15 protein-coding genes are annotated in these 16,106 nt (G+C 53.5%); 2 read left to right on the top strand and 13 right to left on the bottom strand.

All coding sequences use genetic code 11. From position 1 onward, the window contains the following. Positions 1–199: 199 nt before the first annotated feature. The 9 genes from J4650_RS17605 to queA form a co-directional block, all read right to left on the bottom strand. A complete protein-coding gene (locus J4650_RS17605) occupies positions 200–307 on the bottom strand; it encodes a type I toxin-antitoxin system toxin Ldr family protein (protein WP_000176312.1) in 108 nt (35 codons plus the stop codon). Positions 308–744: 437 nt separating this feature from the next. After that, positions 745–1,092: an HNH nuclease YajD gene (gene yajD / locus J4650_RS17600; protein WP_000974818.1), complete on the bottom strand. Its 348-nt coding sequence runs from the start codon at positions 1,090–1,092 to the stop codon at positions 745–747. Positions 1,093–1,261: 169 nt separating this feature from the next. Beyond that, the gene (locus J4650_RS17595) at positions 1,262–1,954 is read right to left on the bottom strand and encodes a YafY family protein (RefSeq protein WP_000198318.1); all 693 of its coding nucleotides are present in this window, start codon (positions 1,952–1,954) and stop codon (positions 1,262–1,264) included. Positions 1,955–1,979: 25 nt separating this feature from the next. Beyond that, a complete protein-coding gene (locus J4650_RS17590; protein WP_000793038.1) occupies positions 1,980–2,345 on the bottom strand; it encodes a VOC family protein in 366 nt (121 codons plus the stop codon). A 144-nt stretch (positions 2,346–2,489) separates the two neighbouring features. Beyond that, the gene (gene secF / locus J4650_RS17585; protein ID WP_000046629.1) at positions 2,490–3,461 is read right to left on the bottom strand and encodes a protein translocase subunit SecF; all 972 of its coding nucleotides are present in this window, start codon (positions 3,459–3,461) and stop codon (positions 2,490–2,492) included. 10 nt (positions 3,462–3,471) lie between these two features. After that, on the bottom strand, positions 3,472–5,319 hold the full coding sequence (gene secD, locus J4650_RS17580) for a protein translocase subunit SecD (protein WP_000934811.1): 1,848 nt from the start codon (positions 5,317–5,319) through the stop codon (positions 3,472–3,474). 27 nt (positions 5,320–5,346) lie between these two features. Continuing rightward, positions 5,347–5,679: a preprotein translocase subunit YajC gene (gene yajC, locus J4650_RS17575; protein ID WP_000007628.1), complete on the bottom strand. Its 333-nt coding sequence runs from the start codon at positions 5,677–5,679 to the stop codon at positions 5,347–5,349. A gap of 22 nt (positions 5,680–5,701) precedes the next feature. Then, a complete protein-coding gene (tgt, locus tag J4650_RS17570; RefSeq protein WP_000667305.1) occupies positions 5,702–6,829 on the bottom strand; it encodes a tRNA guanosine(34) transglycosylase Tgt in 1,128 nt (375 codons plus the stop codon). Positions 6,830–7,025: 196 nt separating this feature from the next. Continuing rightward, on the bottom strand, positions 7,026–8,090 hold the full coding sequence (gene queA / locus J4650_RS17565) for a tRNA preQ1(34) S-adenosylmethionine ribosyltransferase-isomerase QueA (protein WP_001266530.1): 1,065 nt from the start codon (positions 8,088–8,090) through the stop codon (positions 7,026–7,028). Between the two features lie 93 nt (positions 8,091–8,183). On the opposite strand from queA, the gene acpH reads away from it, so the two are divergent. Together acpH and J4650_RS17555 are read left to right on the top strand one after the other, a co-directional pair. Next, positions 8,184–8,765 carry an ACP phosphodiesterase gene (acpH, locus tag J4650_RS17560; RefSeq protein WP_001009858.1) on the top strand — a complete coding sequence of 194 codons (582 nt, stop codon included), beginning with the start codon at positions 8,184–8,186 and terminating at the stop codon, positions 8,763–8,765. 209 nt (positions 8,766–8,974) lie between these two features. Continuing rightward, positions 8,975–9,577 carry a peroxiredoxin gene (locus J4650_RS17555; RefSeq protein WP_000244731.1) on the top strand — a complete coding sequence of 201 codons (603 nt, stop codon included), beginning with the start codon at positions 8,975–8,977 and terminating at the stop codon, positions 9,575–9,577. Between the two features lie 71 nt (positions 9,578–9,648). Here J4650_RS17555 and malZ read toward each other — a convergent pair whose 3' ends face one another. The 4 genes from malZ to phoR form a co-directional block, all read right to left on the bottom strand. Continuing rightward, entirely contained in the window at positions 9,649–11,466 is a 1,818-nt protein-coding gene (gene malZ / locus J4650_RS17550; RefSeq protein WP_023993783.1) for a maltodextrin glucosidase, read from the bottom strand. Between the two features lie 161 nt (positions 11,467–11,627). Continuing rightward, positions 11,628–12,998, bottom strand: a complete 1,371-nt coding sequence (gene proY / locus J4650_RS17545; RefSeq protein ID WP_000445556.1) for a proline-specific permease ProY — start codon at positions 12,996–12,998, stop codon at positions 11,628–11,630. Positions 12,999–13,072: 74 nt separating this feature from the next. Then, positions 13,073–14,392 (bottom strand): branched-chain amino acid transporter carrier protein BrnQ, encoded by a 1,320-nt coding sequence (brnQ, locus tag J4650_RS17540; protein WP_000149625.1) that lies wholly within the window; start codon positions 14,390–14,392, stop codon positions 13,073–13,075. 408 nt (positions 14,393–14,800) lie between these two features. Then, positions 14,801–16,096, bottom strand: coding sequence for a phosphate regulon sensor histidine kinase PhoR (gene phoR, locus J4650_RS17535; RefSeq protein ID WP_023993784.1), 1,296 nt, complete (start codon positions 16,094–16,096; stop codon positions 14,801–14,803). Positions 16,097–16,106: the final 10 nt, after the last annotated feature.

The raw sequence follows: 16,106 nt of genomic DNA, 5'->3' as shown, positions 1-16,106 counted from the left end.
TGTTGAACTTTTGCAGTTGCCAGACCGCAAGATGTTTTAACAAATCAAAAGGGGTTTTAATAACTGGCTTAAAGCTGAAAGCTTTCCGGAACCCCCAGCCTAGCTGGGGGTTTTCCATAGACAAAAAAGGCCAGAGGTCGCCCTCTGGCCCGTTTCGGGCGCATGCTGCCATGCGGCGACGAGTCGCGCCCACTTCACATTACTTCCGGCGATGCCACCAGCCTAAAAACAGACCTGTCGCAATCCCGACCAGCGTTGGTGCCGCCAGATCGTGCCAGATAGTAATGCTCAACTCTGTGAGCGTCATATTGCCGCCTTTGTTGCAATGGCAACGGTTCGCGGCTATCCTCAACTTGTCTAGGGTCAAGTTAGCCCCCGTAATGTTGCCGGTGAATACCGAACAATGTGCGGGGGTTTTCTCTTTCCAGCGACAAGGCCACCGGGGATCAAGCCCCCGCAACATTGCGCCTCACCGGGTTGCCCCGGCTTACCGCTGATTCTACTCTGCTCGCCAGTATCGGCATGAATTAAAAACAAAAAAATCCCAACCTTGCGATCGGGATTCCAGTGACAATGTATGCGTTACAGGACGTTTGGGTCTGGCGACAAACTCCGGGGCTGAAAAAATGTCGGATTGCATCCGATCTACGAAAACCAATAGTTCATTTATATTGCGGATTCCGTTGGGTGGAGCGAAGCGTAACCTAACATTCAACAGCACCAACAGCTTTGTCAGCAGTCTGCTTATTTCTTTTTGTTCATCATCGCTTTCAGATCGGCAAACGGGTTATAAGTCGCCTCGCCGACATCTTTTTGCGCATCTTCCCCGGCAATGACCGTCGAACCGTACTGATCGGCTTCGGTATATTTAGAATGCTCATGATCGTGGCAGTAGAGGCACAATAGCTCCCAGTTGCTGCCGTCTTCCGGGTTATTGGTGTGGTCATGATCGATATGATGCACCGTCAGCTCACGCAGATTTGAATACACAAACTCACGAGAACAACGTCCGCACACCCACGGAAACAGCTTCAGCGCTTTTTCACGATAGCCGCTTTCCAGGCGCGCATAGTTTTTGGGGATGATAGCCATAATCAACAGGTACCTGAATAATACAAAGGGTTATGCGCAGTTTCCCGCGAAGCCGGGCTTTTAGCAATGATTCTGTGCAACTTATATATCCAGGTAAGCAAGGCTATTTCAGGCAAACTGATGACCAATCAACCCGTTTTACAAGCGTTAGAGGTATCGCTATCACATCTTACGGCATTTTTTCGTGCTCGACTTTTCGCAAAAAATCACGCAAAGAACGGTCGATTGTTTCACGAAATCGCCGGTTAAGCGGAGTAATTTGTAAACAGCGATCGAGGCGAAAACACCGATAGTCTTCCCGTCTCTCACACCAGGCAACCAGTAGCCAGTGCTCTCCCCAGAAAAACAATCCCAGCGGTTGTATATCCCGCGAAGAGAGATGCCCCGCTTCATCACGATAATGTAGCGCCAACACCTGCTGCGCCGAAACGGCCTGATGGATAAGATCAAACGCGCTGCGCGAATGTGGAGATGTACCCAAATCCGGAGCGTAAATCCGTGTCTGCTCCGCTTTACGACGGCTCTCTTCCGGTAAAATAGCCAACACTTTTTCCTGGGCGGATTCAAGCTCGCGCGATAGCGAATCGCCGCCCCAGGTTTTCAATAACCGTATAGCCACCATCAGTGCTTCCGATTCACGATGGGTAAGCATCAAGGGCGGCAGATCAAAACCCGCCATTAAACGGTATCCGCTCCCCGCTTCACCTTCGACAGGCACACCGGATAACGACAGATCGCGAATATCGCGATAAATTGTCCGTTCAGAAACCGCAAGCCGCTGTGCCAACAGCGCTGCCGTCGTCAGTCGTCTACCCCGCAAAATTTGCACGATCTGAAACAAACGGTCAGCGCGTCTGGTCATATTGACTCTCTACATTTAGCAAATATCACGCAGGTTGATGTAAACCTATTCGGTTACCTTCGCTGTCAATAAACAACGCGATGGTTCCAATGTCATCTCCGGGAACCATGGGTTCCAGAACACACTTACCACCAGCAAGGACGACACGTTCAATCGAGGCTAACAAATCGGCGGTATGCAGATAAATAACGACTCCCTGCGCAACTGGAGCGACATCATCCTGCTTTATCAGCGCTCCGCCGGGTCCGGGTTCAGCATACGGGAATACGGCCAGATCCACCCCATCCATGGTTTCCCGACGTAACGATATCTGCATCACTTGCTCATAAAAGGCGATTGCACGCGCCATATCAGTAACTGGAATTTCAAACCAGTTAATCAAGTTTTTCATACATCCTCCTGCGTGTGTGGGTTAATTCATGAGGAGTGTATGACAGAGCTCCTGACAGCATACTGTCAGTAATGTTTATCGTCATGGTACATAAAAAAAATCCCGATCGCATGACCGGGATTCAGATAACACTTAAATACGTGTTTACGGCAGAATGGACGGCTGATCCGCCCCTTCTTTTTCGACTTTCTGCTGCAGCATATGCTCGCGCTTCATGCCGAGTTTCAGCGCCAGCGCCGATGCGACATAGATAGAAGATGCCGTACCAATAGAGACACCGATCAGCATCGTCAGCGAGAAGCCTTCCAGTACCGGACCGCCGAAGAGGTACAGCATCAGAATTACCACTAACGTCGTACCGGAGGTAATCAACGTACGGTGTAGCGTCTGGGTCAGCGACACGTTAAAGATTTCGTAAGGCGTCCCGCGACGGATTTTGCGGAAGTTTTCACGAATACGGTCGGAGACCACGATACTGTCGTTCAGCGAGTAACCGATCACCGACATCAACGATGCCACAATGGTCAGGTCAATCTCGATATGGAAAAGCGACAGTATCCCCAGCGTAATGATCACGTCGTGCGCCAGCGCGATGACCACCCCTGCCGCCAGTCGCCACTCAAAGCGGAAACCGACATAAACGAGGATAGAGATCAACGCCACCAGCAGCGCCATGGCGCCGGTTTGCGCCAGATCGGCGCCCACGCTTGGCCCCACGAATTCAATACGCTTCACGGCCGCGTTCTGGTTGGTGGCTTCATTAATGATCGTCACCACTTTGCTACCCAGTACCTGACCGCCGGTTTCACCTTCGGTTGGCGGCATACGCACCATAATGTCGTGACTGCTGCCAAAGTTCTGCAACTGCGGCTCTTCATAGCCCGCTTTTTGCAGCGCTTCGCGCATCACGTCCATTTCAGCCGGTTTTTCCAGCGTGATTTCAATTACCGTACCACCGGTGAAATCCAGCCCCCAGTTAAACCCGCGTACGCCCATAATGACAATGGCCGCGATCAGCAACAGCCCGGAGATGCCGAATGCCCAGAAGTCCCAGCGCATAAAGTCATAGACTTTACGGCCGTGGTTTAGTTGTTCAACAGTGTATTCCTGTGCCACATCGCACTCCTCAGATTGACAGCTTAGTGACGCGCTTGCCGCCATATAGCAGGTTTACGATAGCACGCGTACCGATAATCGCGGTAAACATCGACGTCGCCACACCGATACCGGTCGTAATCGCGAACCCTTTAATTGCCCCGGTACCAACGGCATACAGAATGATGACTTTAATCAGCGTCGTGATGTTCGCATCGAAGATGGAACTGAACGCGCCGGCATAGCCTTCGTTTATCGCCTGCTGTACCGTGCGGCCATTACTCAACTCTTCTTTGATACGTTCGTTAATCAGAACGTTGGCGTCGACCGCCACCGCAAGGGTTAACACGATACCCGCAATCCCCGGCATACTGAGCGTTGCCCCCGGCAACAGCGACATGATACCGACAATCAACACCAGGTTAGCCACTAACGCGCTGGTCGCAATCAGACCAAACTTCTTATAGAAGAAGATCATGAACAGGATGGAGACCACCAGACCGGCCAGACAGGCTTCCAGGCCCTGCTTGATGTTCTGCATACCCAGAGTCGGGCCAATGGTGCGCTCTTCAACGATCTGAATCGGCGCAATCAGGGCACCCGCACGCAGCAACAACGAGAGCTGACGCGCTTCGTTCGGGTTGCTGATACCGGTAATACGGAAGCTGTTACCCAGCCGAGACTGGATGTTGGCAATGTTAATCACCTCTTCCTGTTTCACCAGTACGGCGCGACCGTTAGCGTCTTTCTTACCACTGTCTTTATACTCCACAAACAGGGTCGCCATCGGTTTGCCGATATTGTCCTTAGTGAAGTTAGACATGATATTGCCGCCTGCGCTATCCAGCGAGATGTTAACCTGCGGTTGGTTATATTCATCCTGGCTGGACGTCGAGTCGGTGATATGGTCGCCCGTGAGGATCACGCGTTTGTACAATACCACCGGCTGGCCTTCGCGGGTCTGTTTCACTTCGGAATCGCCCGGTACGCGCCCGGCAGCAGCGGCGGCCTGGTCAACGTTGGTATTCACCAGACGGAATTCCAGCGTCGCGGTCGCGCCGAGAATTTCTTTCGCGCGAGCGGTATCCTGGATACCCGGCAGCTCAACCACAATACGGTCTGCGCCCTGGCGTTGTACGACAGGCTCCGCGACGCCCAGTTGGTTAACACGGTTACGCAGAATATTAATGTTCTGCTGAACGGCGTATTCGCGCGCTTCGCTCAGGCGCGCATCGGTCATTACCGCGCGAAGTTGATTACCGCTCTGGCTGGAAATCACCAGGTCACGATGACGCGGCGTCAGATAGGCGATCGCCTCATCACGCGCTTTGCTGTCACGGAACGTGATGCTCAACCCATAATTATTTTCTTTACGAACGGTGGTATAAGGAATGCCTTTTTCACGCAGATCGCTGCGCAGGCTATCGATATTTTGTTCCTGGAGTTTACCTAACGCGGTATCCATATCCACTTCCATCAGGAAGTGAACGCCGCCGCGCAGATCAAGACCGAGCTTCATCGGATCGGCGTGAATAGCCGCCAACCAGCGCGGCGTAGCCGGCGCAAGGTTAAGCGCCACGACATATTTATCCCCCAGCACGCTCATCAGCGCTTCACGGGCGCGTAGCTGGGTATCGGTGGTGTCGAAGCGCGCAAGAATAGCGCCCTCTTCCAGTGCCACAGACTTAGCGGGAATTTTTTCTTCTTGTAACGTTTTCTGGACCTGGATCAGCGTTTGCTCACTGGCGGCGACGCCGCGCACGCCAGTGATTTGAACAGCCGGATCCTCACCATACAGGTTGGGAAGTGCGTAAAGCAGGCCGACGATAATCACGACGACCAGCATGATGTACTTCCACAAAGGATAACGGTTTAACACGGCAGTTCCCTTTGGGAAAACGAAATATTACAGCGCCTTCATGGTGCCTTTCGGCAGAACGGCAGCTACGAAGTCACGTTTGATAACCACTTCCGTGGTGTCATTCAGCGCGATGGCAATGTAGCCGGCTTCCGCTACTTTGGTCACTCGACCGACCAGACCGCCATTCGTCAGAACTTCATCACCTTTCGCAATGGAGTCCATCAGCTTTTTGTGCTCTTTGGTGCGCTTCTGCTGCGGGCGCAGGATCATGAAATAGAAAATCAGACCAAACACCACCAGCATTAAAATCAGAGACATCGGGCTGCCCTGCGCCGGAGCACCTGTTGCCGCTACCGCATCAGAAATAAAAAAGCTCATTCAAATTCCCTCATTATTAAAATTAATCAACGTTCAAAGGTGGAACGGGTCGCCCCTGACGTTGGTAAAACTCGGTTACGAAGCTCTCTAATTTACCCTCTTCAATAGCCTTGCGTAAACCCGCCATCAAACGCTGGTAGTAACGCAAGTTATGAATGGTATTGAGACGCGCACCTAATATTTCGTTGCAACGGTCGAGATGATGCAAGTAAGCGCGTGAATAATTGCGACAGGTGTAGCAATCGCACTCGGCGTCAAGCGGGCTGGTGTCGCTTTTATGCTTTGCATTACGAATCTTCACCACGCCGTCGGTCACAAACAGATGACCATTGCGGGCATTTCGCGTTGGCATGACACAGTCAAACATATCAATACCGCGACGCACCCCTTCCACCAGATCTTCCGGTTTACCCACGCCCATCAGGTAACGCGGTTTGTCAGCCGGGATCTGCGGGCAAACGTGCTCCAGAATGCGGTGCATATCTGCTTTCGGCTCACCGACAGCCAAACCGCCGACAGCGTAGCCATCAAAGCCAATCTCTACCAGACCTTTCACCGAGATATCGCGTAAATCTTCGTAAACGCTGCCCTGAATGATGCCAAAAAGCGCATTCTTATTGCCAAGGCTATCAAAACGGTCGCGGCTACGCTTCGCCCAACGCAACGACATCTCCATCGAGCGTTTAGCATAGTCCCAGTCTGCCGGGTACGGCGTACATTCATCAAAGATCATCACGATATCGGAACCGAGATCGTACTGGATCTCCATCGACTTTTCCGGATCGAGGAAAATCGGATCGCCGTTGATCGGGTTACGGAAGTGCACGCCTTGCTCGGTAATCTTACGAATATCGCCGAGGCTGAAGACCTGGAAGCCGCCGGAATCGGTGAGAATCGGCCCTTTCCACTGCATAAAATCGTGCAGATCGCCATGCAGCTTCATGATTTCCTGACCCGGGCGCAGCCACAGGTGGAAAGTGTTGCCGAGAATAATCTGCGCGCCGGTCGCTTCCACTTCTTCCGGCGTCATGCCTTTCACGGTACCGTAAGTACCCACAGGCATAAAGGCTGGCGTTTCCACTACGCCACGATCAAACACCAGACGACCGCGACGCGCGCGACCATCGGTGGTATCTAACTCAAATTTCATTATCACTCCTGCGTCAGAAAAACAGTCCGACGTTTAACGACTCGCTACGGAATGATTCCATAGCTAATAAATTCCCGAAGGCGTCATCGGCGCAGCCAGTTTGGGGTCGACCAGCGCACAACCACCGGAGCGTACACGCAGTACGTGAGGATGGCGAGCACTGCCCGGCGTCAAAATGGCAAGTGAGATAGCCTTCTTACGGACGCTCAGAAATAGCCTGCGGATTGTACGTGATAAACATCGCGTCCCCGTAGCTAAAAAAGCGATATTTTTGTTCTACCGCAGTCTTATAGGCATTCATGGTGTGTTGATAACCGGCAAATGCGGAAACCAGCATAATCAACGTCGATTCCGGCAGATGAAAGTTGGTGATCAGCGCATCAATCACTTTGTATTGATAACCTGGATAAATAAAGATTTGCGTATCGCCGAAGAATGGCTCTATCAAATCGCTTTTTGCCGCCTGCGCCGCGCTTTCCAGCGAGCGTACCGAGGTGGTGCCGACGGCGATAACCCGGTTGCCGCGCGCTTTCGCCGCCAGCACCGCGTCGACCACCTCTTGCGGCACCTCAGCATATTCGGAGTGCATGATGTGATCTTCAATGGTATCGACACGCACTGGCTGGAAAGTGCCCGCGCCTACGTGTAGCGTAACAAACGCCATTTCGACACCTTTCTCACGAAGCGCCGCCAGCAGCGGCTCATCAAAGTGCAGCCCGGCGGTCGGCGCGGCGACGGCGCCCGGTTTTTCACTGTAGACCGTCTGGTACAGTTCGCGGTCGGCGTCTTCGTCCGGACGGTCGATGTACGGCGGTAACGGCATATGGCCGATGGCGTTGAGAATATCCAGCACCGGACGCGGGTCATTAAACTCAACTTCAAACAGAGCGCCGTGACGCGCGGTCATGGTCGCGTGAATACTTTCGTCGTCGCCCAGCAGCAGTTCCGTACCCGGTTTTGGCGCTTTAGAAGCGCGAATATGCGCCAGGATGCGTTTATCATCGAGCATACGTTCGACCAGCACTTCTATCTTGCCGCCGCTGGCTTTACGGCCAAAGAGCCGCGCCGGGATCACGCGGGTATTATTGAAGACCAGCAAATCGCCAGGGTTGAGCTTATCGAGCAGATCGGTGAAAGTACCGTGCGTCAGCGCGCCCGTCGGCCCCTCTAATGACAGCAAACGGCAGCGACTGCGTTCCGGCTGTGGGTAGTGGGCAATCAGGGATTCGGGTAGTTCAAAGGAAAAATCGGTAACGCGCATGACTCTGACTCAGACTAAAATAAGAGGCGGGTAGTCTAGTGCCGGGGCGTTCCCGCTGCAACCGTTACCCGCTTTTTGGACAGAGAATCAATAATGAATTTTCTTGCTCACCTGCATCTGGCGCACCTTGCCGACAGCTCGCTTTCCGGTAATCTTCTGGCCGATTTTGTCCGCGGTAACCCGGCAACACATTATCCTCCTGACGTCGTAGAGGGTATTTATATGCATCGGCGTATTGACGTCATGACCGACAACCTGCCGGAAGTTCGTGAGGCGCGAGAGTGGTTCCGCCATGAAACTCGGCGCGTGGCGCCCATTACGCTGGACGTCATGTGGGATCATTTTTTATCGCGCCACTGGACGCAAATCTCCCCTGATTTTCCACTTCAGGCGTTTGTCGGCTACGCCCATGCGCAGGTCGCGACGATTCTGCCCGACTCCCCGCCGCGCTTTGTCAACCTGAATGATTATCTTTGGTCAGAAAAATGGTTAGAGCGGTATCGCGATATGGATTTCATTCAAAACGTGCTGAATGGCATGGCGAATCGCCGTCCCCGGCTGGATGCCTTGCGTGATTCCTGGTACGATCTGGACGCGCACTACGACGCGTTAGAAGAGCGCTTCTGGCATTTTTATCCGCGTATGATGGCACAGGCCGCCCGCAAAGCGCTGTGACGGCCTGATAGCGAGGGCGTGCGTCAGATCCGCCGTTGGCAGAAAGATCGTTCGCTGTCATAAAGGGGTCATCATTACGATTTATAATGACCCGATCGATAGGCAAAAGCTGTCTCATTGATTGTCAAGACCGCATTGTTTTGTCGCTTCGCCCTCCCTATACTGCCCGCGTTGCGTTCTAAAACCCTTAATATTGCAGGAGAATTATTATGGTACTGGTTACTCGTCAGGCCCCGGATTTCACCGCTGCGGCGGTACTGGGTAGCGGTGAGATTGTTGATAAATTCAACTTCAAACAGCACACCAATGGTAAAACGACCGTTCTGTTCTTCTGGCCGATGGACTTCACTTTTGTTTGCCCGTCTGAGCTGATCGCCTTTGATAAACGTTATGAAGAATTCCAGAAGCGCGGCGTTGAAGTAGTCGGCGTTTCTTTCGACTCTGAGTTCGTTCACAACGCATGGCGTAACACCCCTGTCGATAAAGGCGGCATTGGCCCGGTGAAATACGCAATGGTCGCCGACGTGAAGCGTGAAATTCAGAAAGCTTACGGTATCGAACATCCGGACGAAGGCGTTGCGCTGCGCGGCTCTTTCCTGATTGACGCTAACGGTATTGTTCGCCACCAGGTCGTAAACGATCTGCCGCTGGGTCGTAACATCGACGAAATGCTGCGTATGGTCGACGCGCTGCAGTTCCACGAAGAGCACGGCGATGTCTGCCCGGCGCAGTGGGAAAAAGGCAAAGAAGGCATGAACGCCTCTCCGGACGGCGTGGCTAAATACCTGGCTGAGAACATTTCCAGCCTGTAAGTCAGTGCATTGATAAAAGGCTCGCTATCGCGAGCCTTTTTTATGCATGAGGTGTTACGAACCACCTCGCCTCAACGATTCATCCATACGGTCGCGGAAATCGCGGGTAAACTAAGTCTTCCCTCGCGGATGTCACCGCTTCCCGTTTTACATTGCCATCCGGCCACGTTCAGCAACGGCAACGCATCCAGCGCCACTTCACAGGCCTCGCCCCGGTTAATCGCCACCAGCGCCCGCTGCTGCTGATAAACTCGCAAGAATACCACTACGTCACCTTCGGCATACAGCGCCTGGCATCCGCCACGACGCAGCGCCAGACTGCGCTGACGCAGTTTCGCCATACGCTGGTACAGCGCCAGCAAGTTGCCGTCCTGCTTGCGTTCATCCCACGGGAACGGTTTGCGGCACATGGGGTCATTTGCGCCGTCCACGCCGACTTCATCGCCGTAATAAATACATGGCACGCCGGGCCAGGTAAACAGCCAGACCACCGCCAGCGGCAGGCGCGCCGCGTCTTTACCCAGCAGGGTTTTAAAGCGCGCAGTATCATGGCTGTCGAGTTGATTAAACATGCGCAGTTGTTGCTGATGTGACAGCCCGGCGCGGTAGTTATCCATCCACGCGATACAGGTCCGGGCATCAATATGCTGTGGTTCGTAAGCGATATCAGTATTGGCGAGAAATCCCCATAGCGGGAAGGTGAAGCCGCGATAATTCATGGCGGCATCTTCCGCATCGGCCTGTAGCCACTGCCGCGCATCGCCGAAATGTTCCCCCACAATATAGGCTTCGGGCTGCGCCTCTTTTGCCACCCGGGTAATACCGGCGACGTGCTGCAAATTATGACGCGCCCCGCCCGCCTCGCCCAGCATATGTACGACATCCAGCCGCCAGCCGTCCATATTCCACGGTGCCTTTAGCCAGTGACGAACGATACTGTCCTCACCGCGATAGATCTCATCCACCAGCGTTTCTGATTGATAATCGAGTTTCGGCAGGCTCGGATAACCCAGCCAGTCCAGCGCCACGCCTTGTGGTGAAAAGGAGTACCAGTCGCGCCACGGCGAGTCCGGGTGATGGCACGCGCCGCCAGTGCTGCGGTTATGCCTGTCAAACCACGCATGCGAGTCGCCGCTATGATTAAACACGCCATCCAGCACCAGCCTCATGCCCTGCACCTGGGTTTTACGCCGCAGGCGTAGCAGCGCCCGATCGCCGCCAAATTGCGGATCGACATGGCGATAATCTTCCGTGTCGTACTTATGGACGCTCGGCGCGGTAAATACCGGATTCAGATATAGCGCTGTGACACCCAGTTTTTTCAGATACGGCAGCTTCTCACAAATGCCATTCAGACAGCCGCCGTAAAAGGTGGAACCGCCCGCCTGGGGAGTGAGCGGTTCATCCCACTCTTTACGCACGATGTCGTGACCGGCAGCATGGTGGTAATACACCTTATCCTGCCCGGCTTCACGAGACTGGCTGCGGGCAAAACGATCCGGGAAGATCTGATAAAAAATTTGATCGGCGACCCACTGCGGGCCGCTATCCGGCACATCAACCGCAAATTGTTCCAGACGCGCGGGCGGAAAGCAGCTAAATCCCTGCGGCGTAAACCAAAGCTGGCGGTCATGCCAAAGCAATTTAAAGCTGTAACGGCGACGGGGTTGCCCTAACGCGATATTGAGCGTCGCTCGCCACGCCGTCACGCCCGGCTGCGGCTGGCGGCGCTGTTTGCGCATCGCCAGTGAGATTTCTTCATTATCGAATTCTGAGCGCAACGTCACGCGAGACGGCGGATTTTCTCCGCTCAGCCACAGCGTAATGGTTAATTTATCGTTATGTTGCTTCACAAATGGGGCAACCGGTAAGTGCCAGGCATTCAACATCTCGTATCCCCTCTACTGAAAATGGGGCCACCTTGCCACAGAGATTTAAAGGATAACTCATCATCCAGGGGTTTATTAGGGGAGGAGGCTCCAGGAGGAGAAGCGGCTCCGCTTATCCGGTCTACCGTTGCCTGCAGACCGGATAAGGCAGAGAAAAACGACTACGCCTGCGCCAATTGACGGTCGCGACGGCGTTTAAATATCCAGCCAATCAACAGCAGAACTATCCAGGCGAAGCCCACATACAGTGAGATGCGGGTATCCGGATGGTAGCCGATAAGCGCAATAATGAAGACCAGGAAAATCAGACCCGCTATCGTCGTTACGACACCGCCCGGCACCTTAAATTTCAGCGCTTTTACCTCTTCCGGCGGTAAACGACGACGGAAGGCGATTTGCGACAGCAGGATCATAATCCATACCCATACCGTCGCAAACGTCGCCAGCGAAGCAATCACCAGGAAGACGTTTTCCGGCATGATGTAGTTCAGGTAAACCGCAAACAGCAGCGCAATCGTCATCACCAGTACAGTGACCCACGGAATACCACGGCGTGACGTTTTGGCAAAGATTTTCGGCGCGCTCCCCTGCTCCGCCATACCATGCAGCATACGGCCTACGCCAAACACATCGGAGTTGATAGCGGAAAGCGAGGCGGTCAATACCACAAAGTTCAGAATGCTGGCGGCAAAGGTAATCCCCATATGCTGGAACGTCAGCACAAATGGGCTGCCGTTTGTGCCGACCTGATTCCACGGATAGATAGACATAATGACGAACAGCGTGCCGACATAAAATACCAGGATACGCATCGGTACTGAGTTAATGGCGCGCGGAATGGATTTCTCCGGGTCTTTCGCTTCCCCGGCGGTGATACCGATAATCTCAATCCCGCCATAAGCGAACATCACCATTTGCAGCGACATGATCATTCCCAGCCAGCCATTGCTGAAGAAGCCGCCGTTGCTCCACAGGTTATGAATGCCGGTCGGCTGCCCGCCGTTGCCAATTCCCCACACAATGATGCCGATACCCGCGACAATCATGATAATAATGGTGGCGACTTTGAAGAAGGAGAACCAAAACTCCAGTTCGCCGAACACCTTGACGCTCATCAGGTTGATGGCGCAAATGATCAACACCACGCTAAGTACCCAAATCCAGTGCGGCACGGCGGGGAACCAGACTCCCATGTAAATGCCGAACGCGGTCACGTCGGCAATGGCGACGATCAGGATCTCAAAACAGTAGGTCCAGCCGGTAATGTAGCCCGCAAGCGGGCCGAGGTTTTCCTGCGCATAGCGCGAAAATGAGCTGGCGGCAGGGTTGTGAACGGACATTTCCCCCAATGCGCGCATAATGATATATGCCGCGACCCCGCCAATAATATAGGCCAACAGCACGCTCGGCCCCGCCATTTTGATGGCGTCCGCCGAGCCGTAAAACAGGCCGGTGCCGATTGCCGAACCTAATGCCATAAAGCGAATGTGCCGGGTGCTCAGCCCACGCTTTAGCTTATTATTGCTTTCCATCAATTTCTGACCTATCAACACAATAAAAAACCACGGGGCGTTAAGCCCCGTGGTGTACACATATGTCAGCGATTTTAGTGAGCGCTGGAGGTCACCTGCCGACCCGCCGCGCGATCCCAGATAATCGCCAGGATCACCATCACCACCGTTGGCATCAACCACGCCAGTCCCTGTTCCGCCAGCGGCAAACGCTGACTCCAGGCTGGCAGCATATCGCCAAAGGCAGATGCTTTGATGCCGTCAAGGATACCAAAAAGCAGACTGATAAACATGGCCGGCGCGATGATGCGGGTGGAATTATGCCACCATGAGCGGGTAAAACTTAATACAACCAGTGCGATACACGGCGGATAGATAGCCGTCAGCACCGGAATGGAGATTTGAATCAGATGGCTCAGTCCGAGGTTTGACACCACCATAGAGAAGCCGCCGAGAATAAAGACCAGCGTGCGGTAAGACAGCGGAATATACTGCGCGAAAAACTCAGCGCAGGCGCAGGTCAGCCCCACCGCCGTCACCAGACACGCGATAAAGATCAGCGCCGCCAGCAGGAAGCTTCCCGCGCCGCCAAAGGTATGCTGAACGTAGGCATGAAGAATCGCCGCGCCGTTCGCTGACTGATCGACCAGCGTCGCGCTGTCAGAACCTAAGCGGAACAAGGCAAGGTAAAGCAGCGTCAGCCCCACGCCCGCCATCAGGCCGGCCCAGACCGTGTAACGCGTCAACAGGCGCGCTTCGGTCACGCCGCGAGAACGCGCCGCGTTCACAATAACGATACCAAACACCATCGCGCCCAGCGTATCCATCGTCAGATAGCCGTTCACAAATCCGTTAGAAAAGGCCGCATTCTGATAAGCGTCCAGGGCGTTGCTGATTGGACCGGCAGGCCAAACGATAGCCGCGACGGAAAGGATGACCAGCGCAATAATTTTCAACGGCGCCAGGAAATTCCCTACCGTATCCAGCAGCTTACCCGGATAGAGGGAAACCAGAATAACAATAGCGAAATAGACCACGCTGTAAATCAGCAACGGCATTGCAGAATCGCCGGTCAACGGAGCGATACCGACCTCAAACGACACCGTCGCGGTACGCGGCGTCGCAAATAACGGCCCGACGGCCAGATAGCAAACGGTCGCCAGCAGGAGTCCCGCCACTTTACCAATCGGCGTACTGAGGCTGTCTACGCCGCCGCCGACTTTCGCCAGCGCCACAACAGTAAGAACCGGTAGCCCTACGGCGGTAATCAGAAAGCCAATAGCGGCTGTCCAGACGTGTTCACCCGCCTGCAAACCGACCATAGGAGGAAAGATAATATTGCCTGCGCCAACGAACAGCGCAAATGTCATAAAGCCCAGGGCGATGATATCGCGCGATTTTAACTGATGGGTCATAAAGTCTTACTGCCTGTGGATGGTGATGTTGTAAACATTAAAATTTTTGCCTTTCCCGGAGGATTATAAAGCGGCGTTTTTTATCAATTTCAGCGGGAAAAGCTCCCGGACCGATGCGGCGAAGAATTGTTTTTCGATTTACCGCGCAAATGCAGTCGTAATGACAGCACCTGAAGCGCAATTTAAACGCTTATAACGTTTTAAAGCAAGGTGGGATCTAAAAACCAGATGAATATAGCGATATGAAATTTACAACCAGAATAAAACACCATTCTCATGAAAAAGTTATGGCTAATCATGCGAACAAAAAACCACCAAACGTTGAATGTTTCAACGAGCCCGTCTTAACTGCAAAGAAAATAAGCCAGCATCCGCTGGCTTATGGAAAGTTATACTTACGAAAGGCAATTAATCGCTATTTTTGGCAATTAAACGTTCCGGCAGCACAAAGCTAAATCGCGTTCCTTTGCCAGGCGAACTGTCGATTTCAAGGCGGCTTTCATGGTGATTCAACGCATGTTTCACAATCGCCAATCCCAGGCCGCTGCCGCCCGTTTGCCGCGAACGCGCTTTATCGACGCGGTAGAAGCGTTCGGTCAGACGAGGAATATGCTCGGCAGCAATCCCCGGACCGTTATCTTGAATGCAAAACTCAGCGCCATGCGCGGCACGTCGCCAGCTCACCGTAATATGCGTTCCCGTCGGCGTATGGTTTACCGCGTTATACACCAGGTTTGAGATCGCGCTACGTAGCTGCTCTTCATTACCCAGAACGCTAAGACTATCGTCGACCTCAAACGTAAAGGTATGTTTCTGCTGGCTGAGCGTCTGCGCTTCACGCTCCACGACCCGCAGCATCATCGGTACATCCACTTTTTCATTTAATAACAGCGCCGGGGCCGCCTCAATTTTAGACAGCGTAAGCAGTTGTTTTACCAGCCCTTCCATACGATACGTTTGCTCGCGCATCGTATGCAGCGCTTTTTCTCGCGTTGCCCCTTCCAGCGCCTGTTCCTGCATCATTTCCAGATAGCCTTGCAATACCGTCAAGGGCGTACGCAACTCATGGCTAACGTTGGCGAAAAAGTTACGTCTGGCGCCTTCAAGCTGATGCATTTGCGTCACATCGCGCGCCACCATCAGGAGTTGTTTATCGGTATAAGGCATGACGCGGATCTCCAGATGCCGCCCGGTATTGAGCACCAAATGAAGCGGACGGGTGAAATCACGCGTTTTTAAATACTGGGTAAACTCCGGATAACGCAGTAGATTGAGAATATTCTGCCCGTTGTCATCCGGCCAGCGTAGCCCCAGTATCTGTTGCGCCAAACCGTTACACCAAAAAATACCGCCCTCTTCTGTGGTCAGTACCACGGCATCAGGCAGCGACTCCGCGCCGCTGCGAAAACGTTTAATCAGGTTCCCCAGCTCGCGACGCCGCTTCTTATTTCGCAACTGCATCTGGTGTAAACCGTATAACAGCGGTTCCCAACTTCCCCGTCCCGGCGGCGGCGTCATACTTCTGTCGACCCAAAGCCACCAGGAGAGACGTAATAAATTCCAGAAATGCCAGACAAGCAGTCCCGTCACCGCCGCCAGTAAAAACCACGGCAGATAACCAAAAAAAGCGCTAAGGATAAGCGCGGGGATGCAACAGAGCACCAGCTCCAGCACCAGCCTTTTCCATGACAGCCGTTCCAGCACGCGTCATACT

It is taken from the genome of Salmonella sp. 32120201201600049SM (genome assembly GCF_017572835.1).
Classification (GTDB): Bacteria; Pseudomonadota; Gammaproteobacteria; order Enterobacterales; family Enterobacteriaceae; genus Salmonella; species Salmonella enterica.
The sequence above is the reverse complement of the archived record's forward strand: the minus strand, read 5'-3'. Positions and strand labels throughout refer to the sequence as shown.